Origin of the sequence: Natrinema thermotolerans, assembly GCF_031165565.1 — an archaeon.
GTDB classification, from domain to species: domain Archaea; phylum Halobacteriota; class Halobacteria; order Halobacteriales; family Natrialbaceae; genus Natrinema; species Natrinema thermotolerans.
On record NZ_CP101873.1, the window covers coordinates 3,632,334 to 3,651,142 of the forward strand.

An 18,809-nucleotide genomic window follows, 5' to 3' on the forward strand; every position below is an offset into this window, starting at 1 on the left:
CCGGTCGGGCCGATACGATGTATCGTGTGGAGTCAGGCCCGATCCAGCGCCTCGTTGACCAGCCCGTCCGCGCGGTCGTTGACCTCGCGGGGGACGTACTCGAGGGTCCACTCGTCGAACGCTCGGAGCAACTCGTGGACGGTGACGCGGTTCTCGCGGAGGTCGGGGTCGTTGGTGTCGTACTCCCCGCGGACCTGTTTGACGATGAGTTCGGAGTCGCCGCGGACGTGGACCTCGTCGTAGCCGTAGTCGCGAGCGGCTTCCAGTCCCGCGATCAGCGCCTCGTACTCGGCCTGATTGTTGGTGGCCGTCCCGATGGTCTCGCCGTCCTCGGCGACGATGCCGTCGCCGGTGACGATCACCCAGCCGATCGCGGCCGGACCGGGGTTGCCCCGCGAGCCGCCGTCGAAGTAGACGTGGGCACGACCCCCGCCCTCGCGGAGCAGTGCCTCGATTTCACGGGGCTCTGCCCCCTGAATCACGACCTTGTCGTCGTACGCGACGGCGGTCGCGGAGCCGCGGCTCGCCCGCCAGCGTTCGTGGTCGGTGTTACCCGACTCGACGGGTACCCCCGCTGCCTCGAGCCGTTCGCGAGCCGTCTCGACGTCGCACTCGATGACCGGCATTCGTCCCCGAGGTGGGGCAGAGCCGGATAAAGAGTTTCCGATTCCGAATGGTAAACCTCGACTCTCGACACCCGTATTGCCTGTTTTCGGGCGTTTTGGGTAGTCGGCCGAAACGAGTGGCCAAAAGTTTATATACTGTCGTGATACTACTATAAAAGTGCGATGACACGGTCCACCCGCCAGCGGGAGCGAACGCGCGAGACGGACGAGACCGAGGAACAAGAGGGGGTACGTGCCTGCCCCGAATGTGAATCGGATAATCTCGTTAAGGACTCCGACCGGGGTGAGCTCATCTGTGAAGACTGTGGGCTCGTCGTGGAGGAAGAACAGATCGATCCTGGCCCGGAGTGGCGGGCGTTCAATCACCAGGAACGACAGGAGAAGCCCCGCGTCGGTGCGCCGACGACCCAGACGATGCACGACAAGGGACTGACGACGACCATCGACTGGAAGGACAAGGACGCCTACGGCCGCTCTATCTCCTCGAAGAAACGCAGTCAGATGCACCGCCTGCGCAAGTGGCAGGAACGCATCCGCACCAAAGACGCCGGCGAGCGGAATCTGCAGTTCGCGCTCAGCGAGATCGACCGGATGGCCTCGGCGCTCGGCGTCCCGCGGTCGGTTCGGGAGGTCGCGTCGGTGATCTACCGGCGCGCGCTCAAGGAAGACCTCATTCGCGGACGCTCGATCGAGGGCGTCGCGACCTCGGCGCTGTATGCCGCCTGTCGAAAGGAGGGCATCCCGCGAAGCCTCGAGGAAATTTCGGAAGTCTCCCGCGTCGAACGCAAAGAGATCGGTCGCACGTATCGATACATCTCGCAGGAACTCGGCCTCGAGATGCGTCCCGTCGACCCGAAAAAATACGTCCCGCGCTTCTGTTCTGAACTCGAACTCTCCGAGGAAGTCCAGACCAAGGCCAACGAGATTATCGAGAAGACGGCCGAGGAAGGACTGCTCTCGGGCAAGTCGCCAACGGGGTACGCCGCGGCCGCGATCTACGCCGCCTCGCTGCTCTGTAACGAGAAAAAGACCCAGCGCGAGGTCGCCGACGTCGCGCAGGTGACCGAAGTGACGATCCGCAACCGGTATCAGGAACAGATCGAAGCGATGGGCATTCACGGGTAGGGGTTCGCCGTCTCCGAGTCGCTTTTTTGGGTCACTCGCTCGACAGTAACCGGTCAGCCCGGGGTCACGAGACGCACGGAGCGCGGGCATCGGCCCGCCGGACCGAGCCGTCGCTCGAGTACGTATCGGGCAGATCGAACGAGTCGTACGGCAGCGGCCGGCGGTCGCCTAGTCGTCCTTGCCGACGCTGATGACCTGCAACAACGAGTAGACGGGGACGCCCGCGAGTTCCTCGAGGCCCTGTTTGTCCGCGAGGACGATACAGGCGAGGGGTGTGCCGCCCTCGGCGCGGATCGCTTCGATGGTCTCGCGCATGGTGGTCCCGCTGGTGATGGTGTCGTCGACGACGTAACACTCGCGGTCGCGGATCCCGGCGAAGTTCCGGGAGAAGGTCCCGCCGAGATCGTCGATGTCGCCTTCCTCCCACTGGTGTTTCGCGGGGGTGTAGGTCCCGAGATCGGTCTCGAGTTCCCGGGCGACCAGCGTCGCGATGGGGCCGCCGGCTTTCTCGATGCCGATCGTGAGATCGACGTCCTCGCCGTGTTTGGCGAGCATGTCGGCCATCGCAGAAGCGATGGCGCTCATGCGTTTGCTGTCCCGGCCGATCGCCGACCAGTCGACGTGGATGTCCTGTGGCCCGCTCGCCCCGTTGTCGGGCTGAGCCGTCTGCTGGTCGGCCGGCTGGGGCGTCGTCCCGCTGCGCTCGACGAGCCAGCTCGCGGTCTCCCGCGAGACGTTCAACTCGTCGGCGATCTCGCCCTTCGAGAGGCCACGAGCCGCGAGTTCGGCCGCGCTCTCGATCAGGTCGTCGACGTTTTTCATATGGGCATAAATTCGACCGCCGTTTTTATAGTCGTATCGTCATCGGGGCCCACACCCGAACCGCCGTCGGTCGTCGCGGCGGGGGCCGTCGCCGATGGGAACGCTCGCTCGATCTCGTCGAGCCCGTAGATCCCGGTCACGATCGACTCGAGGAGCCAGTCGGGCAGCGCCGCGAGGGTATCGATGGCGGCCTCGAAGTGGCGGCGGTTGGAGTTGACGCTGCCGACGAGGGCCTTGTTCGAGAGGACGAGGTCGCGATGGAGACGGCCGCCGTCGATCTCGAACGTCCAGTCGGTGGGAACGCCGAGCAGGGCGGCGACGCCGTTGGGTGCCAGCGCGTCGATCGACTCGAAGGCGTGTGTGGCGTGGCCGGTCGCCTCGTAGACGACGTCCATCGGCTCGTAGGCGGCGGCGACCTCGTCAACCGGCGTCTCGCGGGAGTCGACGTAGGTCGCGCCGAGTCGCTCGACGATATCGATCGTCGGGTGCGGGCGATCCTTGCGCCCGAGACAGTAGACCCGCTCGTAGCCGAGCGTCTCGGTGAACATTGCGGCGGTCAACAGCCCCAGCGCGCCGGTCCCCAACACGAGCGCCGACTCGGGCCGCCAGTCGAACGCCGACCGGGACGCGCGGGCGTGTTCGATCGCCTTCTCGGTGATACTGATCGGCTCGACGAGAAAGCCCCACGGCGCGAGTTCGTCGGGGATCGGGACGAGATACGCTGCCGGGCTCGTGACGTACTCGGCCATGAACCCGTGGGCCCCGACGATGCCGCGTTCGACGTACTCCCCCTCGGGGGCCATGTCCGGGTCGCCGCGCTCGAAGTAGTCGTTGGTCTCGACGCCCGGCGGGGGCCGGCGGACCGTCGGTACGACGTACTGGCCCGCCTCGAGTCCGGTGCCGTTCGGGTCCTCGACGACGCCGACGGCCTCGTGACCGAGGACGAGCCGATCGTCACCGTCGGGGACGCCGCCGTGCGTTCCCTCGATGACCTCGTAGTCGGTGCCATCGACGCCCACACGATGGATTCGGACGAGGGCCTCGCCAGGAGCCGGTTCGGGAACGGGTCGGGAAACGACGTCGGGGCCGCCCGCTCCGGGCTGAACTGCGATGGCTTTCATGTGAACTCGATAGGGGCTGCGAGGATAAATATTTATTTCTATCCGAGTAAACTACTGTACTATCGGATGATCGAACGCTCACGCTCACACGAACGAGTCCGAACCGTGTCTCGCACCGACCGATTCCGGAAACGGTTATCCGCCTGCCCATGCCTGTAAACCACATGGAACGGTACGATCTCGTCTACCGACTCTACGACGAGTACGACACGAAGACCCTCCGCGAGTACCAGGAGTTCGTCGACGTCTTCCCCGCCGTCGACTCCCGAGTCGCGTTGGAACACTGGCAGGAGGCGACCGAGGAACTCGAGGCCCGGAAAGACGAGATCCGGTCGGACTTCGCGGCCGGGGAGACCTTCGCCGAGATCGCCGCGCGGGCGACCCGCGATCAGGCCTTTACTGCCTTGGACCTCGAGACGAAGTACGGCCGGGCGGTCAACGTCCTCGTGTTGGACGTCGACGAGACGCTGCGGTCGGCCGGCGGCACGGACAACGAGATCCCCCGGGAGACGCTGCACCTCCTGACGGAGTTTCACGACGCCGGTGTCCCGATCGTCATCTGTACGGGCCAGACCTTGGAGAACGTCAAGGGCTTCGCGATCCAGGGGCTGGGCAGCGAGATCGTCCATTCGGGGAACCTCTCGATCGTCTACGAGGCCGGGACCGGTGTATTCACGCCGGGCCACGGCGCGGCGACGAAACAGTTGCTCTACGAGGACCTAGACGAGACCATCCGCTCGGTCTTCGATGACGTACGGTCACGGGTCCTGCCGGAAGCCCCGGAGGAACTCCGCCGGGGCTGTCACCTGCAGGGCAACGAGTTCAACGTCACGATGAAGCCCAACTACGAGACCGGCTCGGCGGATGCCCGCGACACCATCGATGAGGCGCTGGTCTATCTCATCGACCTGCTCGCCGACGCCGTCGGACGGACCCTCGAGGGGGCGGCGACCGACGCCGGCATCGATGCAGCGGGAGAAAGCGACGGGCTGACGCTGGACGGGCAGACCGTCGCCGCCTGGACCCGCGCGTTCTACGCAGCGCAGGACCCCGAGATCAGGAGCGTCCTCGAGAGCGAGGGGGCTTATCCCGACCTCAACGCTGACGATGTGCCCGACTCCCTCGCGGCGGTCTTGGAGCGCATCGACGTCGCCTACTACGAGGCCGACGCGGCCGAGATCGGCAGTCTCGAGTTGAACAAGGTGATCGGCGTCGAGCGCGCGCTGGAGGTGCTTGGCGTCGACGACCCGTTCGCCTTGGTGATGGGCGACTCAAAGAGCGATCTACGGGTGATGCAGTGGGTCGCCGACACCGACGCCGGCATCGCGGCCGCCCCCGAACACGCCTCGCGGGATACCTTGGAACACGTCCTCGAGACGGACGAACTCGTCTTCGATCGGGGGAAAAGCGTCGACGTCCTTCGGACGGTGTACGCGCTCAATCGGCTGGCCCGACTGGGCTGAGCGAACAGTCGCGATCGCCGTTCCGCCACGTGGTTTTGACCGTCTCAACCGGTGACGTGCCGACTTAAACGGCCGGAATCGGAAGGGCCGCTCATCAAGCGTCCTGGAGTCCTCCGTTCTCCCAGCACGATCCGGTCGAGCGTGGTCGTCAGCGGCTGTCGGAGCCGTTCGACGCCGCGTCCCACGCCGCTGCGGATCGGCTGGATACGAATGAGACCACTCGAGTCACACTGCTCCCCTGACGGCGACAGCGGTCGCCGAACGGGTTCGACCGCACGTTCCGAGGTGACCGTCCAATGACGACGATCGCAGAACTCTCGCTTTCGACGGACGAGTTCGCACTCGCAGAGACGTTTCAGGAACTACCGGCCCTCGAGGTCCGCGTCGAGAGCGTCGTCGCGGAGGGGCCGACCCGGACCGTCCCGCTGGTCTGGTTTTCCGAGGTCGACCGCGAGACCCTCGAGGCGGCGCTCGAGGCCGACTCGACGGTCGACGACTACCGCCAACTCCTCGAGAACACCGCGGACGGCGACCTGTTCTACCGCGTCACGTACACGGAAGCGGTCGGGTCGGTCTGTTGCTGTGTGTACGAACACGGCGGGACGGTTCTTGACGCCCGCGTCGCGGACGGGCAGTGGACCCTCCGATTGCTCTTTCCCCACCGCGAGGAACTGTCCGACGCCGTCTCCGGGATCGAGGCACAGGGCGTCCGAATCGACGTCAGGCGCATGGTCGAGGCCGGCACGGACGAGGACCTCGAGACGACGGCGGCCCTGACCGAACCCCAGCAGGAGGCCATCGCCGAGGCCTACCGGCAGGGCTACTACGACGTCCCCCGCGAGATCTCGCTCGAGGAGTTGGCGAACGAACTCGATATCTCCCATCAGGCGCTGTCCGAACGGCTCCGTCGGGCGAACCGCGTCCTCGCGGGGGAACAGCTCGACGAGCCCGCCGGCGAGGTGGCGACGCCGGACTGAATCGCGTCGCGCCGTAAGCGACGCGCCACCGCTGTTGACCACCGAGCGCAGCGGACGGCGCGCCTTTTTTGCCCGTGCCGGGCGGACGATCGTCCATGGCTCAGCACGACCCCGGCGCTGGGGATCCGCTGTCGCTTCGCGGCGTCGTCCCGCCGACGGTCACCGCGTTCCGAGACGACGAGTCCGTCGACTACGAGCGGACGGCTGCACACGCACGGTTCGTCGTCGATCGCGGTGCCCACGGTGTCTTTCCGCTCGGAACCAACGGCGAGTTCCCCCTCCTATCAGGGGCGGAACGCGACCGCGTGATCGAGGCGGTCGTCGACGAGGTCGGCGACGAGGTGCCGGTCATCGCCGGCGTCGGCGCGCCGAGTACCTACCGGACCGTCGCCCGCGCCGAACACGCCGAATCGGTCGGCGCCGACGGCATCGTCGTCGTCACGCCCTACTACTATCCGCTCGACCACGAGGGTGCGATCGAACACTACCGCCGGGTCGCCGCGGCCGTCGACCTGCCGGTCTACGTCTATCATATCCCGAGCAAGACGGGCAACGAACTCTCCCTCGAGACGCTCGCTGCCCTCGCCGAGATCGACACGCTCGCGGGCGTCAAGGACTCGAGCAAGGACGTCCCGTGGCTCGCGCAGGCGACCGATGCCCACTCGGAACTGACCTTCCTCGCGGGGTCGGACTCGCTGGTCTTTACCGGCCTCGCGGTCGGCTGTTCGGGCGCGGTCAGCGCCGTCGCCAACGTCTTCCCGGAACTGGTCGTCGACTGTTACGAGGCCTACGACGCCGGCGAACGGGAGCGCGCTCGCGAGCTACAGAGCGATATCTTCGCCGTTCGGGACGCCCTCAAGACCGGCGATTCCTACATGTCCGGCGTGAAAACGGCGCTTCGCATGCGGGACTTCGACGCCGGACCGCTCCGGAGTCCGCTGCGGCTCGCGGACGACGAGTCCGCCGCCGAGATGCGCGACCGGCTTCGCGACCTCGACGTTCCCCTCGAGGGAGTCTAGGCCTCCTCGGCCGACGGGACTCCGTCGGCGAACAGGAACTCGCGGTCGTTCACTGCGTCCGCGCGTCGGTCCTTCCAGTCGAAGGGGTAGCCGCTTTTCGTTTCACCCGCGGGGAAGTCCTCGAGGTGACCGACTTCCGTGTTCAGGAGGAACTCGTCCTCGTAGAGTTTGAGGACGGCGTACACCGACTCGATCGGCTCGTCGCGTTCGTTGGTGAACCCGGCCGTGTACCGAACTCCGGTCTCGTCGAAATAGCGATCGACGTTCGCGACTGTCATGCCACCGACGTCTAAATTGACCGGCTCCGCGGGCGTCTCGTCGACGACCTCGAGGTCGAAGCCCTCGACCGCGCCGGGATCCGTGCCGTGGTGGTACACCCGCGCTTTCCAGGTCTCGCCGGCGGCGATCGTCGCGATCTCGGTCGTATCGGTTCCGATCGTTCCGCCGCTCTCGTCGTACCAGGTACAGCGGACCGTCGCGGTCCCCGACGGCCCGCTCCCCTCGTTGTCGACGTACGCATCGACGTAAGCGTCCTCGATCTCCCAGCCGATGTCCTCCTGTTCTTTCGTCAATCGCCCGCTACCGCGAAGTCCGAGGTCCGACCCCTCGGTGAGCAGTTCAGTTCGTTCCCAGTCGGAACCGGCCCCGTCGTCGCTACTGTTGCCGTTCCCCGACTCCCCGTCGCTCGAGTCGGTTCCGTCCGAACTACAGCCCGCGATCGTCGCCGAAAGCGCTACTCCCCCACCGAGTAACAGATCTCTCCGTTGCACAGTCGCTTTCACCTTCCGAACATATTTAATATTGTGACCGTTCTGACCCCGTTCATCCCGATCGTCGCGGGGCCTTTTACCACGGCCGTCGAACGGCCGCCATGGAACTCATCGCGGAACGGGAAGCGGTCCGCGAGACCCTGCCGGCCGCTCACGGCTCGGGACCGGGGTGACCAGCCGGCGAGTGCCGACCGCACCGAAGCTCCTATTCTCCTTTCGCCCGTACGGCCGTCCGTGAGCGAGTACGACGCCATCGTCTACGATCTGGACGGGACCCTCGTCGATCTCGTGGTCGACTGGGACGCCGTCGCCACCGACGTCCGTGAGGTGTACGACGGCGCGAACCGCGACCCCCCAGGTGAGGGGCTCTGGGCCATGCTCGAGGGCGCGGCCGAGGTGGGACTGCGCGAGGAGGTCGAGGCGGCCATCGCGGCCCACGAACACGAGGGCGCGCGGTCCTCCGAGCGGCTCGCACACGCCGACGATCTGCTCGACCGGTCGCTGCCCGCGGGTGTCTGCTCGTTGAACTGCGAGCGGGCCTGCCGGATCGCGCTCGAGGAACACGCCCTCTTGGCGGCGGTCGAGGCGGTCGTCGGTCGGGACACGGTCGGGACGTGGAAGCCGGATCCGGAGCCGTTGCTCGCGACGGCGCGCCGGCTCGAGGTCGAGCCGGGACGAGCGCTGTTCATCGGCGACTCCGAGCGCGATCTCCGGACCGCAGAACGAGCGGGAATGGACTTCGAATACGTCGGCGAGGGACCGTCGGGCGTCTGAGACCGACCGGCGGCGGCCGAATCTTCCGATTACGTCTGCTTTCGCTTGGCGTAGGCAAAGACCACGAGCGACGTGACTAACCAAACGGGGGCCCCGACCCGGATCGCGAACTCGGCCCGGTCGGCCCACGACGGCAGGGTCACGGTCGTCGAGAGGGCGACGACGATCGGTGCGCCGACCAGGATGGTGGCGACGAACGTCGTCTGCATCACCCAGCCGTAGTCGACGCCGTCGGGCGAGGTCGTTTCGACGCGTTCTGGCACGCGTGGGTATGGCGACCGGTCCCTCTTAAGCGCGCCGGGTCCGGCCGAGCGCGGCCGGAGAACAACGAGGTTTAATCGTGGGAGGTCAAGCTATGGGTATGCCTACCGTACGGGATGTCAGGTCGAAAGCGGGCGAGGAACCGATCACGATGTTGACGGCGTACGATGCGCCGACGGCCTCGATCGTCGACGAGGCCGGCGTCGACATCATTCTGGTCGGGGACAGCCTCGGAAACACGACGCTCGGCCACGAGACGACCCTGCCAGTGACCGTCGACGACATGGCTCGCCACACGGGCGCTGTCGCGCGGGCGACCGAGGACGCGTTGATCGTCGCCGACATGCCCTTCCTCTCGATCGGCGTCGACGAGGCGGCAAGCGTCGAGAACGCCGGCCGGATGCTCAAGGAAGAGGACGCCCACGCGGTCAAACTCGAGTGTGGTCCCCACACCGTCGACCTCACGAAAAAGCTGGTCCAGCTCGGGATTCCAGTGATGGCACATCTCGGGCTGACTCCCCAGCACGTCAATCAGTACGGCGGCTATCCCCGGCAGGGAACCGACCAGGAGGCCGCAGCACGCATCCTCGAGCTGGCCGAGGCCCACGAGGACGCGGGTGCGTTCTCGCTGGTGCTGGAACACGTCCCCTCGAACCTCGCGGCGGAGGTCACCGACGCCATCGACATCCCGACGATCGGGATCGGCGCCGGGCCGGACTGCGACGGACAGGTACTGGTCGTCGACGACGCCGTCGGGCTGAGCGAGTGGACTCCCTCGTTCTCGAAACAGTTCGGGGACGTCCGCGGGGAGATGGAGTCGGCGATCGACGACTACGTCTCGGCCGTCGAATCGGGCGAGTTCCCCGCCGCGGAACACGGCCACGAGGAGAGCGATCTCGAGGAACTCTACTGACGGCTCCGTTCTCGGCTCGCGCGGCCGAGCCCGATCGGTCCGCTCGCAATCCCATGGGTCGCTCGACGGCAAATGTATAAGGGTGATAATACCACATAGTATTGTACTCTCGGTTTAGGGCAGACAGTTATATGCCAGAACGGGGAAGACGCGGATAGACCGCGGAGGATCGGTATCATGTCCGAATCATCGAAACGCGCCACCGGCGAACGCGAGTCGGCTCGCGACCACGGATCGGAACTGCAACACGTCACCGTCGAACACGACGATATCGCAGTGTGTACGATGTTCCCACAGAATATCGACGAGGACGCGATATCGACGGCGTGGCTCACCGCCACGACCGACTCGTTCGTCGCGCTCGAGGACCGCCGTTAGCTCCCTCTCGCGGGACGGTCGCCGTTCTCCTCCGGTAGTACGGGTGGCTGTCGCCGCTCCCGATCAGCCCTCGAGATCCGCGAGAAACGCCTCGATGACCCTGTTGAACGCGTCCGGACGCTCGATCATCGCCAGATGCGCCGCATCCTCGATCTCGGCGAGCCGGCCTCCCTCGATCTCGTCGGCGAGGAACTCGTGGAACCACGGCGGCGTCAACTGGTCGTGTTCCCCATAGAGCGCGAGCGTCGGGACGGTGATCTCCTCGAGGCGGTCGCGGACGTCGAACTCGTGGGAGGTCAAGAAATCCCGTCGCGTGACCGCCTGTCCGGTGTCGGCCATCCGGTCCATCGATCGCTCGCGGACGGCCGGGTCGGGGTCGTGAAAGAGCCGGTCCGAGCCGTGCAGAAATTCGATCGCCCGCTCGAAGTCCGATTGCAGCCACGTCAACAGGTCGTCGAGAACGCCCAGCCGCGCGCCCGTCCCGGTCAGAACGGCGGCGTCGGGATCGACGTGGCGCTCGAGGAGCAGTTGGAGGACGACCGCACCGCCGAGCGAATTCCCGACGAAGACCTCGGCCCCGGTCGCCTCGACGACGGCGAGGGCGTCGTCGGTGTAGGCCGACAACGTGCTGTAGCCGGCGCTGGCGTCGATATCGTCCGAGTCGCCGTGGCCGCTGAGGTCCATCGCGACGACGGGACGGTGTTCCGCCAGCGCGTGCTGGCCCGTCCAGACGTCGCGCGATCCCCCGCTGCCGTGGACGAAACAGATCGTCGGTCCGTCGGCCCCTCGGTCGATAACCTCGTACGCCGTCTCCCTGCCGTGATGTGTTACCGTTTCCATACGCGAGGACACGAGGGGGACGGGCATAAAGACTCGAGGCGGTTCTCACCGGAGAACGCCGGCACGAGGGATATCCCCGTTCGGGTCCAACGACCGCGTCCCGGGCCGGCGGCTGCCTCGCCGACCGGCACACCGTGAACTACGAACAACGATCTCTCTATCCACCCCGCCGCCTTCATGCGGTCTATCGGCAAAAGGTTTATATACTAGCGACACTTACCTTGGGTTAGTTACAGCATGACTCTCGACCAATTCACCCGCGAAGAGGGGCAGTTAGCCCGTCGGTACGAGTACGACGACGCCACGGTCATGGCCGTCGACTTCGGGACCGACGTCGGGGACGTCTCGGTCGACGTCGTCGACGACACCGCCATCGTCGTCCTTGCGGACGACCAGTACGAGATCGAACTCCCGGCCGCTGCCGGGGACGCGCACACGTTTATGAAAAACGGCGTGCTCACTATCGAGTTAGAGGAGGAACGATGAAGCTTACCGTCAAACCACTGAAACAGAAGGACGCCGGCCGCGGACTCGCCGCGATCGACCGGGTATCGATGAACGAACTCGACCTCGAGAACGGTGACTACATCGTCATCTCGGGCAAGGGCGAGGGACAGGCCGTCGCTCGCGTCTGGCCGGGCTACCCGGAGGACGAGGGCCGGGGCATCGTCCGGATCGACGGCCGCCTCCGTCAGGAGGCCGACGTCGGGATCGACGACACGGTCGACATCGAACCCGCCGACGTCAAACCCGCGAAATCGGTCACGGTCGCGCTCCCGCAAAACCTGCGTATCCGGGGCGACATCGGGCCGCTCGTCCGCGACAAGCTCTCCGGACAGGCCGTCACCGAGGGCCAGACGGTGCCGTTCTCGCTCTCGTTCGGCCCGATGGCCAGCTCCGGCCAGTCGGTCCCGCTGAAGATCGCCAGCACCTCGCCGTCGGGTACCGTCGTCATCACGGACTCGACCAGCATCGAAATCTCCGAGACGCCGGCCGAACAGGTTCAGTCCGGGGGCGGCGCGTCCGCCGAGGGCGTCCCGAACGTCACCTACGAGGACATCGGCGGCTTGGACGACGAACTCGACCAGGTCCGCGAGATGATCGAGTTGCCGATGCGCCACCCCGAGCTGTTCCAGCAGCTCGGCATCGAGCCGCCGAAGGGCGTCCTGCTGCACGGCCCGCCGGGCACCGGGAAGACGCTGATGGCCAAGGCCGTCGCCAACGAGATCGACGCCCACTTCGAGACCATCTCCGGGCCGGAGATCATGTCGAAGTACTACGGCGAGAGCGAGGAGAAGCTCCGCGAGGTCTTCGAGGAAGCCGAGGAGAACGCGCCCGCGATCGTCTTCATCGACGAACTCGACTCGATCGCGGCCAAGCGCGAGGACGCCGGCGGTGACGTCGAACGCCGCGTCGTCGCCCAACTCCTCTCGCTGATGGACGGCCTCGAGGAACGGGGCCGGGTCACGGTCATCGCCGCGACCAACCGCATCGACGACATCGACCCCGCGCTCCGCCGGGGCGGTCGCTTCGACCGCGAGATCGAGATCGGCGTCCCCGACAAGGACGGCCGCAAGGAGATCCTGCAGGTCCACACCCGCGGGATGCCCCTGCAAGAGGGGATCGACCTCGACCGGTACGCCGAGAACACCCACGGCTTCGTCGGGGCCGACTTAGAGAGCCTGACCCGCGAGGGCGCGATGAACGCTCTCCGTCGCATCCGTCCCGACCTCGACTTAGAGGAGGACGAGATCGACGCCGAAGTGCTGGAGACGCTCGAGGTCACCGAGGGCGACTTCAAGGAGGCGCTCAAGGGCATCCAACCGTCCGCGATGCGGGAGGTCTTCGTCGAGGTCCCCGACGTCACGTGGAACGACGTCGGTGGCTTAGAAGACACCAAAGAGCGGCTCCGCGAGAACGTCCAGTGGCCGCTCGACTACCCCGAGGTGTTCGACGAGCTGGACATGCAGGCCGCCAAGGGCGTGCTGATGTACGGCCCGCCGGGCACCGGGAAGACCCTGCTCGCGAAGGCCGTCGCCAACGAGGCCCAGTCGAACTTCATCTCGATCAAGGGCCCCGAGCTGCTGAACAAGTACGTCGGCGAGTCCGAGAAGGGCGTCCGCGAGGTCTTCGAGAAGGCGCGGTCGAACGCACCGACCGTGATCTTCTTCGACGAGATCGACTCGATCGCGGGCCAGCGCGGCCGCCAACAGGGCGACTCCGGCGTGGGCGAACGCGTCGTCAGTCAACTGCTCACTGAGCTCGACGGGCTCGAGGAACTGGAGGACGTCGTCGTGATCGCGACGACCAACCGGCCCGACCTGATCGATTCGGCCCTGCTCCGTCCGGGACGCCTGGACCGCCACGTCCACGTGCCCGTCCCCGACGAGGGCGGCCGCCGGAAGATCTTCGAGGTCCACACCCGCGACAAGCCGCTGGCCGACGCGGTCGATCTCGACTGGCTCGCCGCGGAGACGGAGGGCTACGTGGGCGCCGACATCGAAGCGGTCACCCGCGAGGCCTCGATGGCCGCCAGCCGCGAGTTCATCAACTCGGTCGATCCCGAGGAGATGGCCGACACCGTCGGCAACGTCCGCATCAGCAAGGAACACTTCGAACACGCCCTCGAGGAGGTCAACCCGAGCGTGACCCCCGAAACCCGCGAGCAGTACGAGGAGATCGAAGAGCAGTTCGACACCGCCGAACCGGCTCAGGAAGAAGAGCAACTCGGCCGCACCTTCCAGTAAGCGAACTGGGGTCCGTGGCCCGCCGACCGTTTCAATTTTTCAGGGCGACCCGAACGTCGAGCGACGGCACCGATCTCAGTCGTCGCCCGCGCTCGCGTCCGCCGCGTCGGGCGACCCGCTCGCGACTGGCGTCGGGCTGAACAGCAACCGCGCTGCGATCCCGGCACCGAGCAGCGCGATCGCCGCGAGAGTCACGAACAGCGCCGCCGTCGTCGCGTGATCGAGCAGGTAGCCGCCCAGTGCGATGCTGAGCGAGCCCAGTCCGAACATGCCGAGGTAGGTGTAGCCGTAGGAGAGGCCCCGCGCGTCCGGGGGCGTGTAGACGGCGACGGCCTCCTGGTAGAACGGCTCGATCGCGAACAGCGCGAACCCGAGGACGCCACAGTATAGCAGGATCGGGAGGAGACCCAGCCCCGAGACTGGCACGAACGCGACCGCGAGGACCGCGAGCCCGACGAAGACCACCGCCAGTCCGCGGGCGACGGGCACGCGACTCGTCAGCTTTCCGGCGACGTACTGGCCGGCCATCCCCGCGACCAGCAGGGCGACGTAGAAGTAGTCGCCAAGCGAGAGTTCCTCGAGGGCGGCCGGCGGCTCGATCCCCGCGAGCGCCGGCAGTCCGTTGAGCAGTTCCGGCAGGTAGGTGAGGACGCCCCGGTAGTAGAGACCGACGACGGTGACGACGGCAAAGACCAGCAGAAACGAGCCGGCAAACAGCGATCGGGAGGTGTCGACGAACTCGCTCGCGGCGAGCGACCCCGATTCCTCGCCGTCGTCCGCGACCGCCGCAGTCGGATCGAACCGGGCCCGCAGCCCGTAGAGGGTCGCGACCGCGCCGGGGATCGACAACACGACGGCGACGAGCCGCCAGTCCAGTACGAGTAACAGCGTCGCGGTCGCGAAGGGACCCAGCGCGATACCGAGGTTGCCGGCGATGCCGTGCCAGGCGAAGACCGTCCCGCGGTCCTCGACGCCGGTGCTGATGAGCGTCAGCCCCGCGGGGTGGTAGACGCTCGCGGTGACGCCCCAGCAGACCAGCGCCGCAGCGATGCCGTAGATAGAGGTCGCGAGCGACAGTCCCACGAAGGAGACGCTCATCCCGACGAGGCAGGCCAGAACGAGCCGTTTCGGCCCGTAGCGATCGGCGAGCAAGCCGGCGGGCAACGCGCCGAGCCCGAACAGCGCGTAGCCGGCCGCGACCGCGATCCCGGCGACCGCGATGGAGATGTCGAACGCCTCGAGCCAGACGACCAGGAAGATCGGGATCGCCAGTTCGAACCAGTGGACGGTCGCGTGGGCGAGCATGGCGAAGGCCGCGATCGAGCGGTCGTTGTCGTTGAGCGTCATATCGTCGAAGGGTTGATACTGGCCGGTTCGCGCCCGGCTACTTCAGAACTTGGAAACGAACGGCGAGCGGTTCGTCGGGTGACGGGACGGCAAGCGCCGGCCCGGCTACGGTGTGGCTTCCGCCGACGTGTCGGCGAGGTCCGCGAGGATCTCTTCGGCGTGGCCCTCGGGGGTCACGTCCTCGTAGACCGCCTCGATGCGGCCGTCGGGGCCGACGACGTACGTGTTGCGGAAGACGCCGTCGAAGGTGTTCCCGAACATCTGTTTCTCGCCGTAGGAGTCGTACAGCGTCGCGACTTCGCCGAACTCGTCCGAGAGGAGGTCGAACCCGAAGTCGTACTCGTCGGCGAACGACTCGAGGTCGTCGACGGGGTCGTCGCTGATACCGACGACGCCGACGTCGCGGTCCTCGAAGCGCGCGAGCGCTTCGTCGAACCCGCGGGCCTCGAGCGTACAGCCCTCGGTGTTGGCGCGGGGATAGAAGTAGACGACGAGCCGCTGGCCGTCGAAATCGGACCGCGAGACGGTCTCGCCGTACTGATTTAGCAATTCGAACTCCGGTGCGTCGTCGCCGACGTCGAGCATGGGTTCGAGTTAGCGGGGGTTACTGTAGGCGTTACGGTTTCACACGGTCAGTGCCGTGCCCGCCGATCGGTCCGTGACGGTCAGCAAGGGATGGAAAGTCGGGCGAGCGGAAAACGGCCGGGTAGGGCCGGTCACTCGAGGCGTTCGGCCGCGCCGCGATCGACGAACGGGGCGGCGTTCTGTTCCGGGAGTTCGACCACGTCGTCGCTGCTCAGCGTGTACTCGCGACCGTCGACGCCGTAGATCGACCCGATGTCGTCGGTGATTCGGACGGTCGTCCGGTCCACGTCGCCGGCCGTCGCGCGCTCGTCGGCCGTGTCAGGATCGGCGGCCGCTCCGTCCGCACCGTCGCTCGAGGGCGACGGGTCGGGTTCGGGAGTGGCTTCCGAACCGGGCTCGCCGGACGGCTCCGGGGGAGTCGCCGTGTCCGGAGAACCGCCCACGTCAGCAGGGTCGTCGACCGCTGGTCCGTCGCGGCCCATGACGTCCGCGGGGGAGACGCCGCTCGAGTCGCCGTCGTCCGGACCGGACTCGATTCCGGCAGGCGGCTCCTCGGGCGGTGCCGGTGGGGCGTCGTCGTCGGGCTCGGGTGCCGGCTCGCTCGAGGGTGAACCGGGGCGTCCCGGATCTGCGTCGTTCGGGGCAGGTGTGTCGTTCGACGGGACGGCGTCGCCGCCACCGGTCGATTCCTCGACGCCCTCGAGAACGTCGAGGACGCGGCTCTTGTTCGATCCGATGCGGTCGACGAGGTCGTCGAACAGGTCCGCCTCCTCGGCAGTCAGTCCCTCGTCGTCGGCGGCCATGCCGGCCGCCGCGAGGCTGGCTTGCTTGACGAGTTTTCCCATCCGGCGCTCGTAGATCGCCTCGACCACGTCCTTGGCGGTCTCGATCTCGTCGGAGAGCCGACGGACCTCGGGCGAGGAGAAGGGGTCCTCGGACGCCTCGGCGACCCGGTCGCGTTCGGCCTCCAGATCGGCGATGTACTCCCCGACCTCCTGGTAGAACGAGGGACGCAGGTTCTGGAGGCTGTCCTTCTGGCGCTCCTTGCTCTGGACCGAGCGCAGTTCGTCCAAGTTCATTCTTTCTCCTTCTCGGCGCGGCCGCGTGCCATCAGGAACACGGCGACGTACTCGGGTAGTGACTGGTCACCCTCCGCGACCGTAAAGCTATCTCCTCCGAGTTCGACCTCGCCGCCGTCGGTGACGTCGACGGTGATTTCGTGGCTCTCGAAGGTCTCGGGAACGGCGTCGACGAGGGGATCGAAGTCCGCGATCTCGTCGCGCTCGAGCCGTACCGTCTTCAGGCCGCTGCCGCCGTGGAGGCTGCCCGGCAGTCGGATCAGCCGGTTCGTGTCCGTCGTGACGGGTTCGTCGATGGGCGCGTTGTCGCGCTCGACGGCCTCGTTCGCGAACCGCTCGGCCAACTGCGCGATCGCGGTGTGGACGGTCACGTTGCCCGCCTCGAGTCCCTCGCGGTTGTTGCGCGCGGCGTTCAGCGTCGCTTTGGCCTTCCCCTTGCCGATGCCGTCGAACGCCTGTAACCGCTCGAGGGCAGCCTCCTCCTCGAGTTCGAGCAACTCGTCGACGAAGGCCATGAAGTGGGCGTGGATCCGCGCCCCCCAGCCCCCTTCGATCCGGAGGGTTCGGCGTTCGGTCGGGGTCTTCCGTCCCAATCCAGCCACCGTCTCGGTCTCGATCAGTTCGTCGAACTCCAGCCCGATCCCCCGGACGTAGTCGACGATCTCGCGGCGGTGTTCCCGATCGAGGCCCAGGACGTTCTCGTCGCGGACGTGGACGTGATATCCTCGGCCGCCGGAGAAGACGATCTCGAGGTCCTCGAACGCGAAGTCGGTCTCGAGGAAATCGAGCAGCCGAAGCAGGGCGTCCTTGCATTTGGCGAGCATCTCGGCGTAGCTGTCCTCGCCGAGCGTCACGCTGGGCAGGTGGTCGGCGTCGAGGTCGAAGACGAGGTCCGCGGACTGCCAGTCTTTCTCGTGCATCGAACTCGCGCCGGGGTCGCGAAAGCGCCCCGCCGAGAAGTAGACGTGGCGCGGGCGCTTCCGGACCAGAAACTCGGAGAGATCCCCCAACTCGAGCAGCGAACGGTGGCGGACCATCGTCGTGTCGGGGCCCTCCGTCCACGGGATGAAGCCCCACTCGCGTTCGTTGGCCGCGGGCGGCGGCGTGATCTCCGTCCGTCGGTAGTGGTCGCGAAATCGCCCGCGGAGGTAGGCCCTCGTTCGCTCTTCCATACGATTGGCCTACTCGGGGAGGGGCCGGTATAATTGTATTGGACTGTCCGCGCGGCGGGCCGGGACGGGGCGGCTCGAGCGGTTCGCCGACGGCGGCGGTCACGGGCTCGAGCGGCGCTCAGTCGTCGCCGGGCCGAGTCGCGGGGCCGTCGACCGTGACGAAGCCGTCGCCGCGGAGGATCCGTTCGACGCGGCCGTGCCAGTCCTCGGCGAAGGCCGCGCGTTCCTCGGCCGTCGCTTCGCCGTCGATCAGCGACTGGAGGTGGCGCGTGCCCGGCCCGGCCTCCGGAATCGCCGTCGTATCGTAGGTGACCCGGACGGTCTCGTGGGTGTCGGTGCGAGTGAACTCAAAGGCGACGCCGTCGGTGCCGATCGCCCCGTACCGGAGCAGGTCTTTCCGGCCGCCGTGGCCGCCTGCCAAGCCTGCGAAGCCGTCCTCGCCGGCGGCCCCGGTCACGTACGAGAGCAGCCGCGACGTGACGCCGTAGCCGGGATCGGTCCGCGGGCCGCCCGCGAGGACGGCGATCTCGCCCCGGACGGGCAGCGAGTCCGGGTACAGCGCCTCGAGGCCGTCCCGTGCCATTCGGTACGCCCCCGCCGCCGTGGGACAGGAGTGGCCCGCCGCCTTCACCACGTCCTCGTAGGTGATGACGATCGGATCGCCCGGCTCGAGGACGGCCAGCGCCTCCGCGGCGGGGTCGCGCAGCCGAATCGGTTCGATATCGTCGTAGTCGATCGCCCAGTTCGTTCGGTCGGTGTCGTTGGTCGTCTCTGTCATTGTGGATTCGAA

General features: G+C 67.0%; 20 protein-coding genes. 9 read left to right on the top strand and 11 right to left on the bottom strand.

From position 1 onward, the window contains the following. Positions 1-32: 32 nt before the first annotated feature. Positions 33-626 (bottom strand): ribonuclease HI, encoded by a 594-nt coding sequence (rnhA, locus tag NP511_RS18645; RefSeq protein ID WP_006650672.1) that lies wholly within the window; start codon positions 624-626, stop codon positions 33-35. A gap of 162 nt (positions 627-788) precedes the next feature. Here rnhA and NP511_RS18650 point away from each other — a divergent pair, with 162 nt between their 5' ends. After that, complete coding sequence (locus NP511_RS18650; RefSeq protein WP_308986947.1) at positions 789-1,751, top strand: transcription initiation factor IIB; 963 nt, start codon at positions 789-791, stop codon at positions 1,749-1,751. Positions 1,752-1,919: 168 nt separating this feature from the next. Here NP511_RS18650 and gfcR read toward each other — a convergent pair whose 3' ends face one another. Further along, positions 1,920-2,573, bottom strand: a complete 654-nt coding sequence (gene gfcR, locus NP511_RS18655) for a transcriptional regulator GfcR (protein WP_049966646.1) — start codon at positions 2,571-2,573, stop codon at positions 1,920-1,922. Next, a complete protein-coding gene (locus NP511_RS18660) occupies positions 2,570-3,694 on the bottom strand; it encodes a glucose 1-dehydrogenase (protein ID WP_006650674.1) in 1,125 nt (374 codons plus the stop codon). Before NP511_RS18660 ends, gfcR begins: the two co-directional genes overlap by 4 nt. A gap of 164 nt (positions 3,695-3,858) precedes the next feature. Between NP511_RS18660 and NP511_RS18665 the strand changes: the two genes are divergently transcribed. From NP511_RS18665 to NP511_RS18675, 3 genes are all read left to right on the top strand, one after another. Then, entirely contained in the window at positions 3,859-5,157 is a 1,299-nt protein-coding gene (locus NP511_RS18665; protein WP_049966647.1) for an HAD family hydrolase, read from the top strand. Positions 5,158-5,453: 296 nt separating this feature from the next. Continuing rightward, positions 5,454-6,134: a helix-turn-helix domain-containing protein gene (locus tag NP511_RS18670; protein WP_006650676.1), complete on the top strand. Its 681-nt coding sequence runs from the start codon at positions 5,454-5,456 to the stop codon at positions 6,132-6,134. Between the two features lie 95 nt (positions 6,135-6,229). Further along, a complete protein-coding gene (locus tag NP511_RS18675; protein WP_049966648.1) occupies positions 6,230-7,153 on the top strand; it encodes a dihydrodipicolinate synthase family protein in 924 nt (307 codons plus the stop codon). Here the strand turns inward: NP511_RS18675 and NP511_RS18680 are convergent. Next, a complete protein-coding gene (locus NP511_RS18680; RefSeq protein ID WP_049966649.1) occupies positions 7,150-7,923 on the bottom strand; it encodes an FxLYD domain-containing protein in 774 nt (257 codons plus the stop codon). The two genes, NP511_RS18675 and NP511_RS18680, sit on opposite strands and share 4 nt — an antisense overlap. A 234-nt stretch (positions 7,924-8,157) precedes the next feature. Here NP511_RS18680 and NP511_RS18685 point away from each other — a divergent pair, with 234 nt between their 5' ends. Continuing rightward, a complete protein-coding gene (locus tag NP511_RS18685; protein ID WP_049966650.1) occupies positions 8,158-8,697 on the top strand; it encodes an HAD family hydrolase in 540 nt (179 codons plus the stop codon). A gap of 29 nt (positions 8,698-8,726) precedes the next feature. On the opposite strand, the gene NP511_RS18690 is transcribed toward NP511_RS18685, so the two are convergent. After that, positions 8,727-8,960, bottom strand: coding sequence for a DUF5822 domain-containing protein (locus NP511_RS18690; RefSeq protein ID WP_006182124.1), 234 nt, complete (start codon positions 8,958-8,960; stop codon positions 8,727-8,729). 98 nt (positions 8,961-9,058) lie between these two features. On the opposite strand from NP511_RS18690, the gene panB reads away from it, so the two are divergent. Further along, complete coding sequence (gene panB / locus NP511_RS18695; protein WP_006650680.1) at positions 9,059-9,871, top strand: 3-methyl-2-oxobutanoate hydroxymethyltransferase; 813 nt, start codon at positions 9,059-9,061, stop codon at positions 9,869-9,871. A 177-nt stretch (positions 9,872-10,048) separates the two neighbouring features. Then, positions 10,049-10,249 (top strand): DUF7511 domain-containing protein, encoded by a 201-nt coding sequence (locus NP511_RS18700; protein ID WP_006650681.1) that lies wholly within the window; start codon positions 10,049-10,051, stop codon positions 10,247-10,249. A 63-nt stretch (positions 10,250-10,312) separates the two neighbouring features. Here the strand turns inward: NP511_RS18700 and NP511_RS18705 are convergent, their stop codons facing one another. Next, a complete protein-coding gene (locus tag NP511_RS18705; RefSeq protein WP_049966651.1) occupies positions 10,313-11,089 on the bottom strand; it encodes an alpha/beta fold hydrolase in 777 nt (258 codons plus the stop codon). Positions 11,090-11,326: 237 nt separating this feature from the next. Between NP511_RS18705 and NP511_RS18710 the strand changes: the two genes are divergently transcribed. Beyond that, on the top strand, positions 11,327-11,575 hold the full coding sequence (locus tag NP511_RS18710) for a DUF7127 family protein (protein ID WP_006650683.1): 249 nt from the start codon (positions 11,327-11,329) through the stop codon (positions 11,573-11,575). After that, positions 11,572-13,836 carry a CDC48 family AAA ATPase gene (locus NP511_RS18715; RefSeq protein WP_006182129.1) on the top strand — a complete coding sequence of 755 codons (2,265 nt, stop codon included), beginning with the start codon at positions 11,572-11,574 and terminating at the stop codon, positions 13,834-13,836. Before NP511_RS18710 ends, NP511_RS18715 begins: the two co-directional genes overlap by 4 nt. 75 nt (positions 13,837-13,911) lie before the next feature. Here the strand turns inward: NP511_RS18715 and NP511_RS18720 are convergent, their stop codons facing one another. From NP511_RS18720 to NP511_RS18740, 5 genes are all read right to left on the bottom strand, one after another. Then, a complete protein-coding gene (locus NP511_RS18720; protein ID WP_049966652.1) occupies positions 13,912-15,183 on the bottom strand; it encodes an MFS transporter in 1,272 nt (423 codons plus the stop codon). A 105-nt stretch (positions 15,184-15,288) separates the two neighbouring features. Further along, positions 15,289-15,768, bottom strand: a complete 480-nt coding sequence (locus NP511_RS18725; RefSeq protein WP_049966653.1) for a peroxiredoxin — start codon at positions 15,766-15,768, stop codon at positions 15,289-15,291. Positions 15,769-15,899: 131 nt separating this feature from the next. Continuing rightward, positions 15,900-16,847: a hypothetical protein gene (locus NP511_RS18730; protein WP_049966654.1), complete on the bottom strand. Its 948-nt coding sequence runs from the start codon at positions 16,845-16,847 to the stop codon at positions 15,900-15,902. Further along, complete coding sequence (priS, locus tag NP511_RS18735) at positions 16,844-18,019, bottom strand: DNA primase small subunit PriS (RefSeq protein ID WP_049966655.1); 1,176 nt, start codon at positions 18,017-18,019, stop codon at positions 16,844-16,846. Before priS ends, NP511_RS18730 begins: the two co-directional genes overlap by 4 nt. Positions 18,020-18,137: 118 nt before the next feature. Then, positions 18,138-18,797, bottom strand: a complete 660-nt coding sequence (locus NP511_RS18740; protein WP_049966656.1) for an FmdE family protein — start codon at positions 18,795-18,797, stop codon at positions 18,138-18,140. Between the last annotated feature and the right edge of the window lie 12 nt (positions 18,798-18,809).

Excerpts from the sequence above, each read along its gene's own strand:
- rnhA (WP_006650672.1), bottom strand. The coding sequence starts at position 626 with ATGCCGGTCATCGAGTGCGACGTCGAGACGGCTCGCGAACGGCTCGAG.
- NP511_RS18650 (WP_308986947.1), top strand. The coding sequence starts at position 789 with ATGACACGGTCCACCCGCCAGCGGGAGCGAACGCGCGAGACGGACGAG.
- gfcR (WP_049966646.1), bottom strand. The coding sequence starts at position 2,573 with ATGAAAAACGTCGACGACCTGATCGAGAGCGCGGCCGAACTCGCGGCT.
- NP511_RS18660 (WP_006650674.1), bottom strand. The coding sequence starts at position 3,694 with ATGAAAGCCATCGCAGTTCAGCCCGGAGCGGGCGGCCCCGACGTCGTT.
- NP511_RS18665 (WP_049966647.1), top strand. The coding sequence starts at position 3,859 with ATGGAACGGTACGATCTCGTCTACCGACTCTACGACGAGTACGACACG.
- NP511_RS18670 (WP_006650676.1), top strand. The coding sequence starts at position 5,454 with ATGACGACGATCGCAGAACTCTCGCTTTCGACGGACGAGTTCGCACTC.
- NP511_RS18675 (WP_049966648.1), top strand. The coding sequence starts at position 6,230 with ATGGCTCAGCACGACCCCGGCGCTGGGGATCCGCTGTCGCTTCGCGGC.
- panB (WP_006650680.1), top strand. The coding sequence starts at position 9,059 with ATGCCTACCGTACGGGATGTCAGGTCGAAAGCGGGCGAGGAACCGATC.
- NP511_RS18700 (WP_006650681.1), top strand. The coding sequence starts at position 10,049 with ATGTCCGAATCATCGAAACGCGCCACCGGCGAACGCGAGTCGGCTCGC.
- NP511_RS18705 (WP_049966651.1), bottom strand. The coding sequence starts at position 11,089 with ATGGAAACGGTAACACATCACGGCAGGGAGACGGCGTACGAGGTTATC.
- NP511_RS18710 (WP_006650683.1), top strand. The coding sequence starts at position 11,327 with ATGACTCTCGACCAATTCACCCGCGAAGAGGGGCAGTTAGCCCGTCGG.
- NP511_RS18715 (WP_006182129.1), top strand. The coding sequence starts at position 11,572 with ATGAAGCTTACCGTCAAACCACTGAAACAGAAGGACGCCGGCCGCGGA.
- NP511_RS18720 (WP_049966652.1), bottom strand. The coding sequence starts at position 15,183 with ATGACGCTCAACGACAACGACCGCTCGATCGCGGCCTTCGCCATGCTC.
- NP511_RS18725 (WP_049966653.1), bottom strand. The coding sequence starts at position 15,768 with ATGCTCGACGTCGGCGACGACGCACCGGAGTTCGAATTGCTAAATCAG.
- NP511_RS18730 (WP_049966654.1), bottom strand. The coding sequence starts at position 16,847 with ATGAACTTGGACGAACTGCGCTCGGTCCAGAGCAAGGAGCGCCAGAAG.
- priS (WP_049966655.1), bottom strand. The coding sequence starts at position 18,019 with ATGGAAGAGCGAACGAGGGCCTACCTCCGCGGGCGATTTCGCGACCAC.
- NP511_RS18740 (WP_049966656.1), bottom strand. The coding sequence starts at position 18,797 with ATGACAGAGACGACCAACGACACCGACCGAACGAACTGGGCGATCGAC.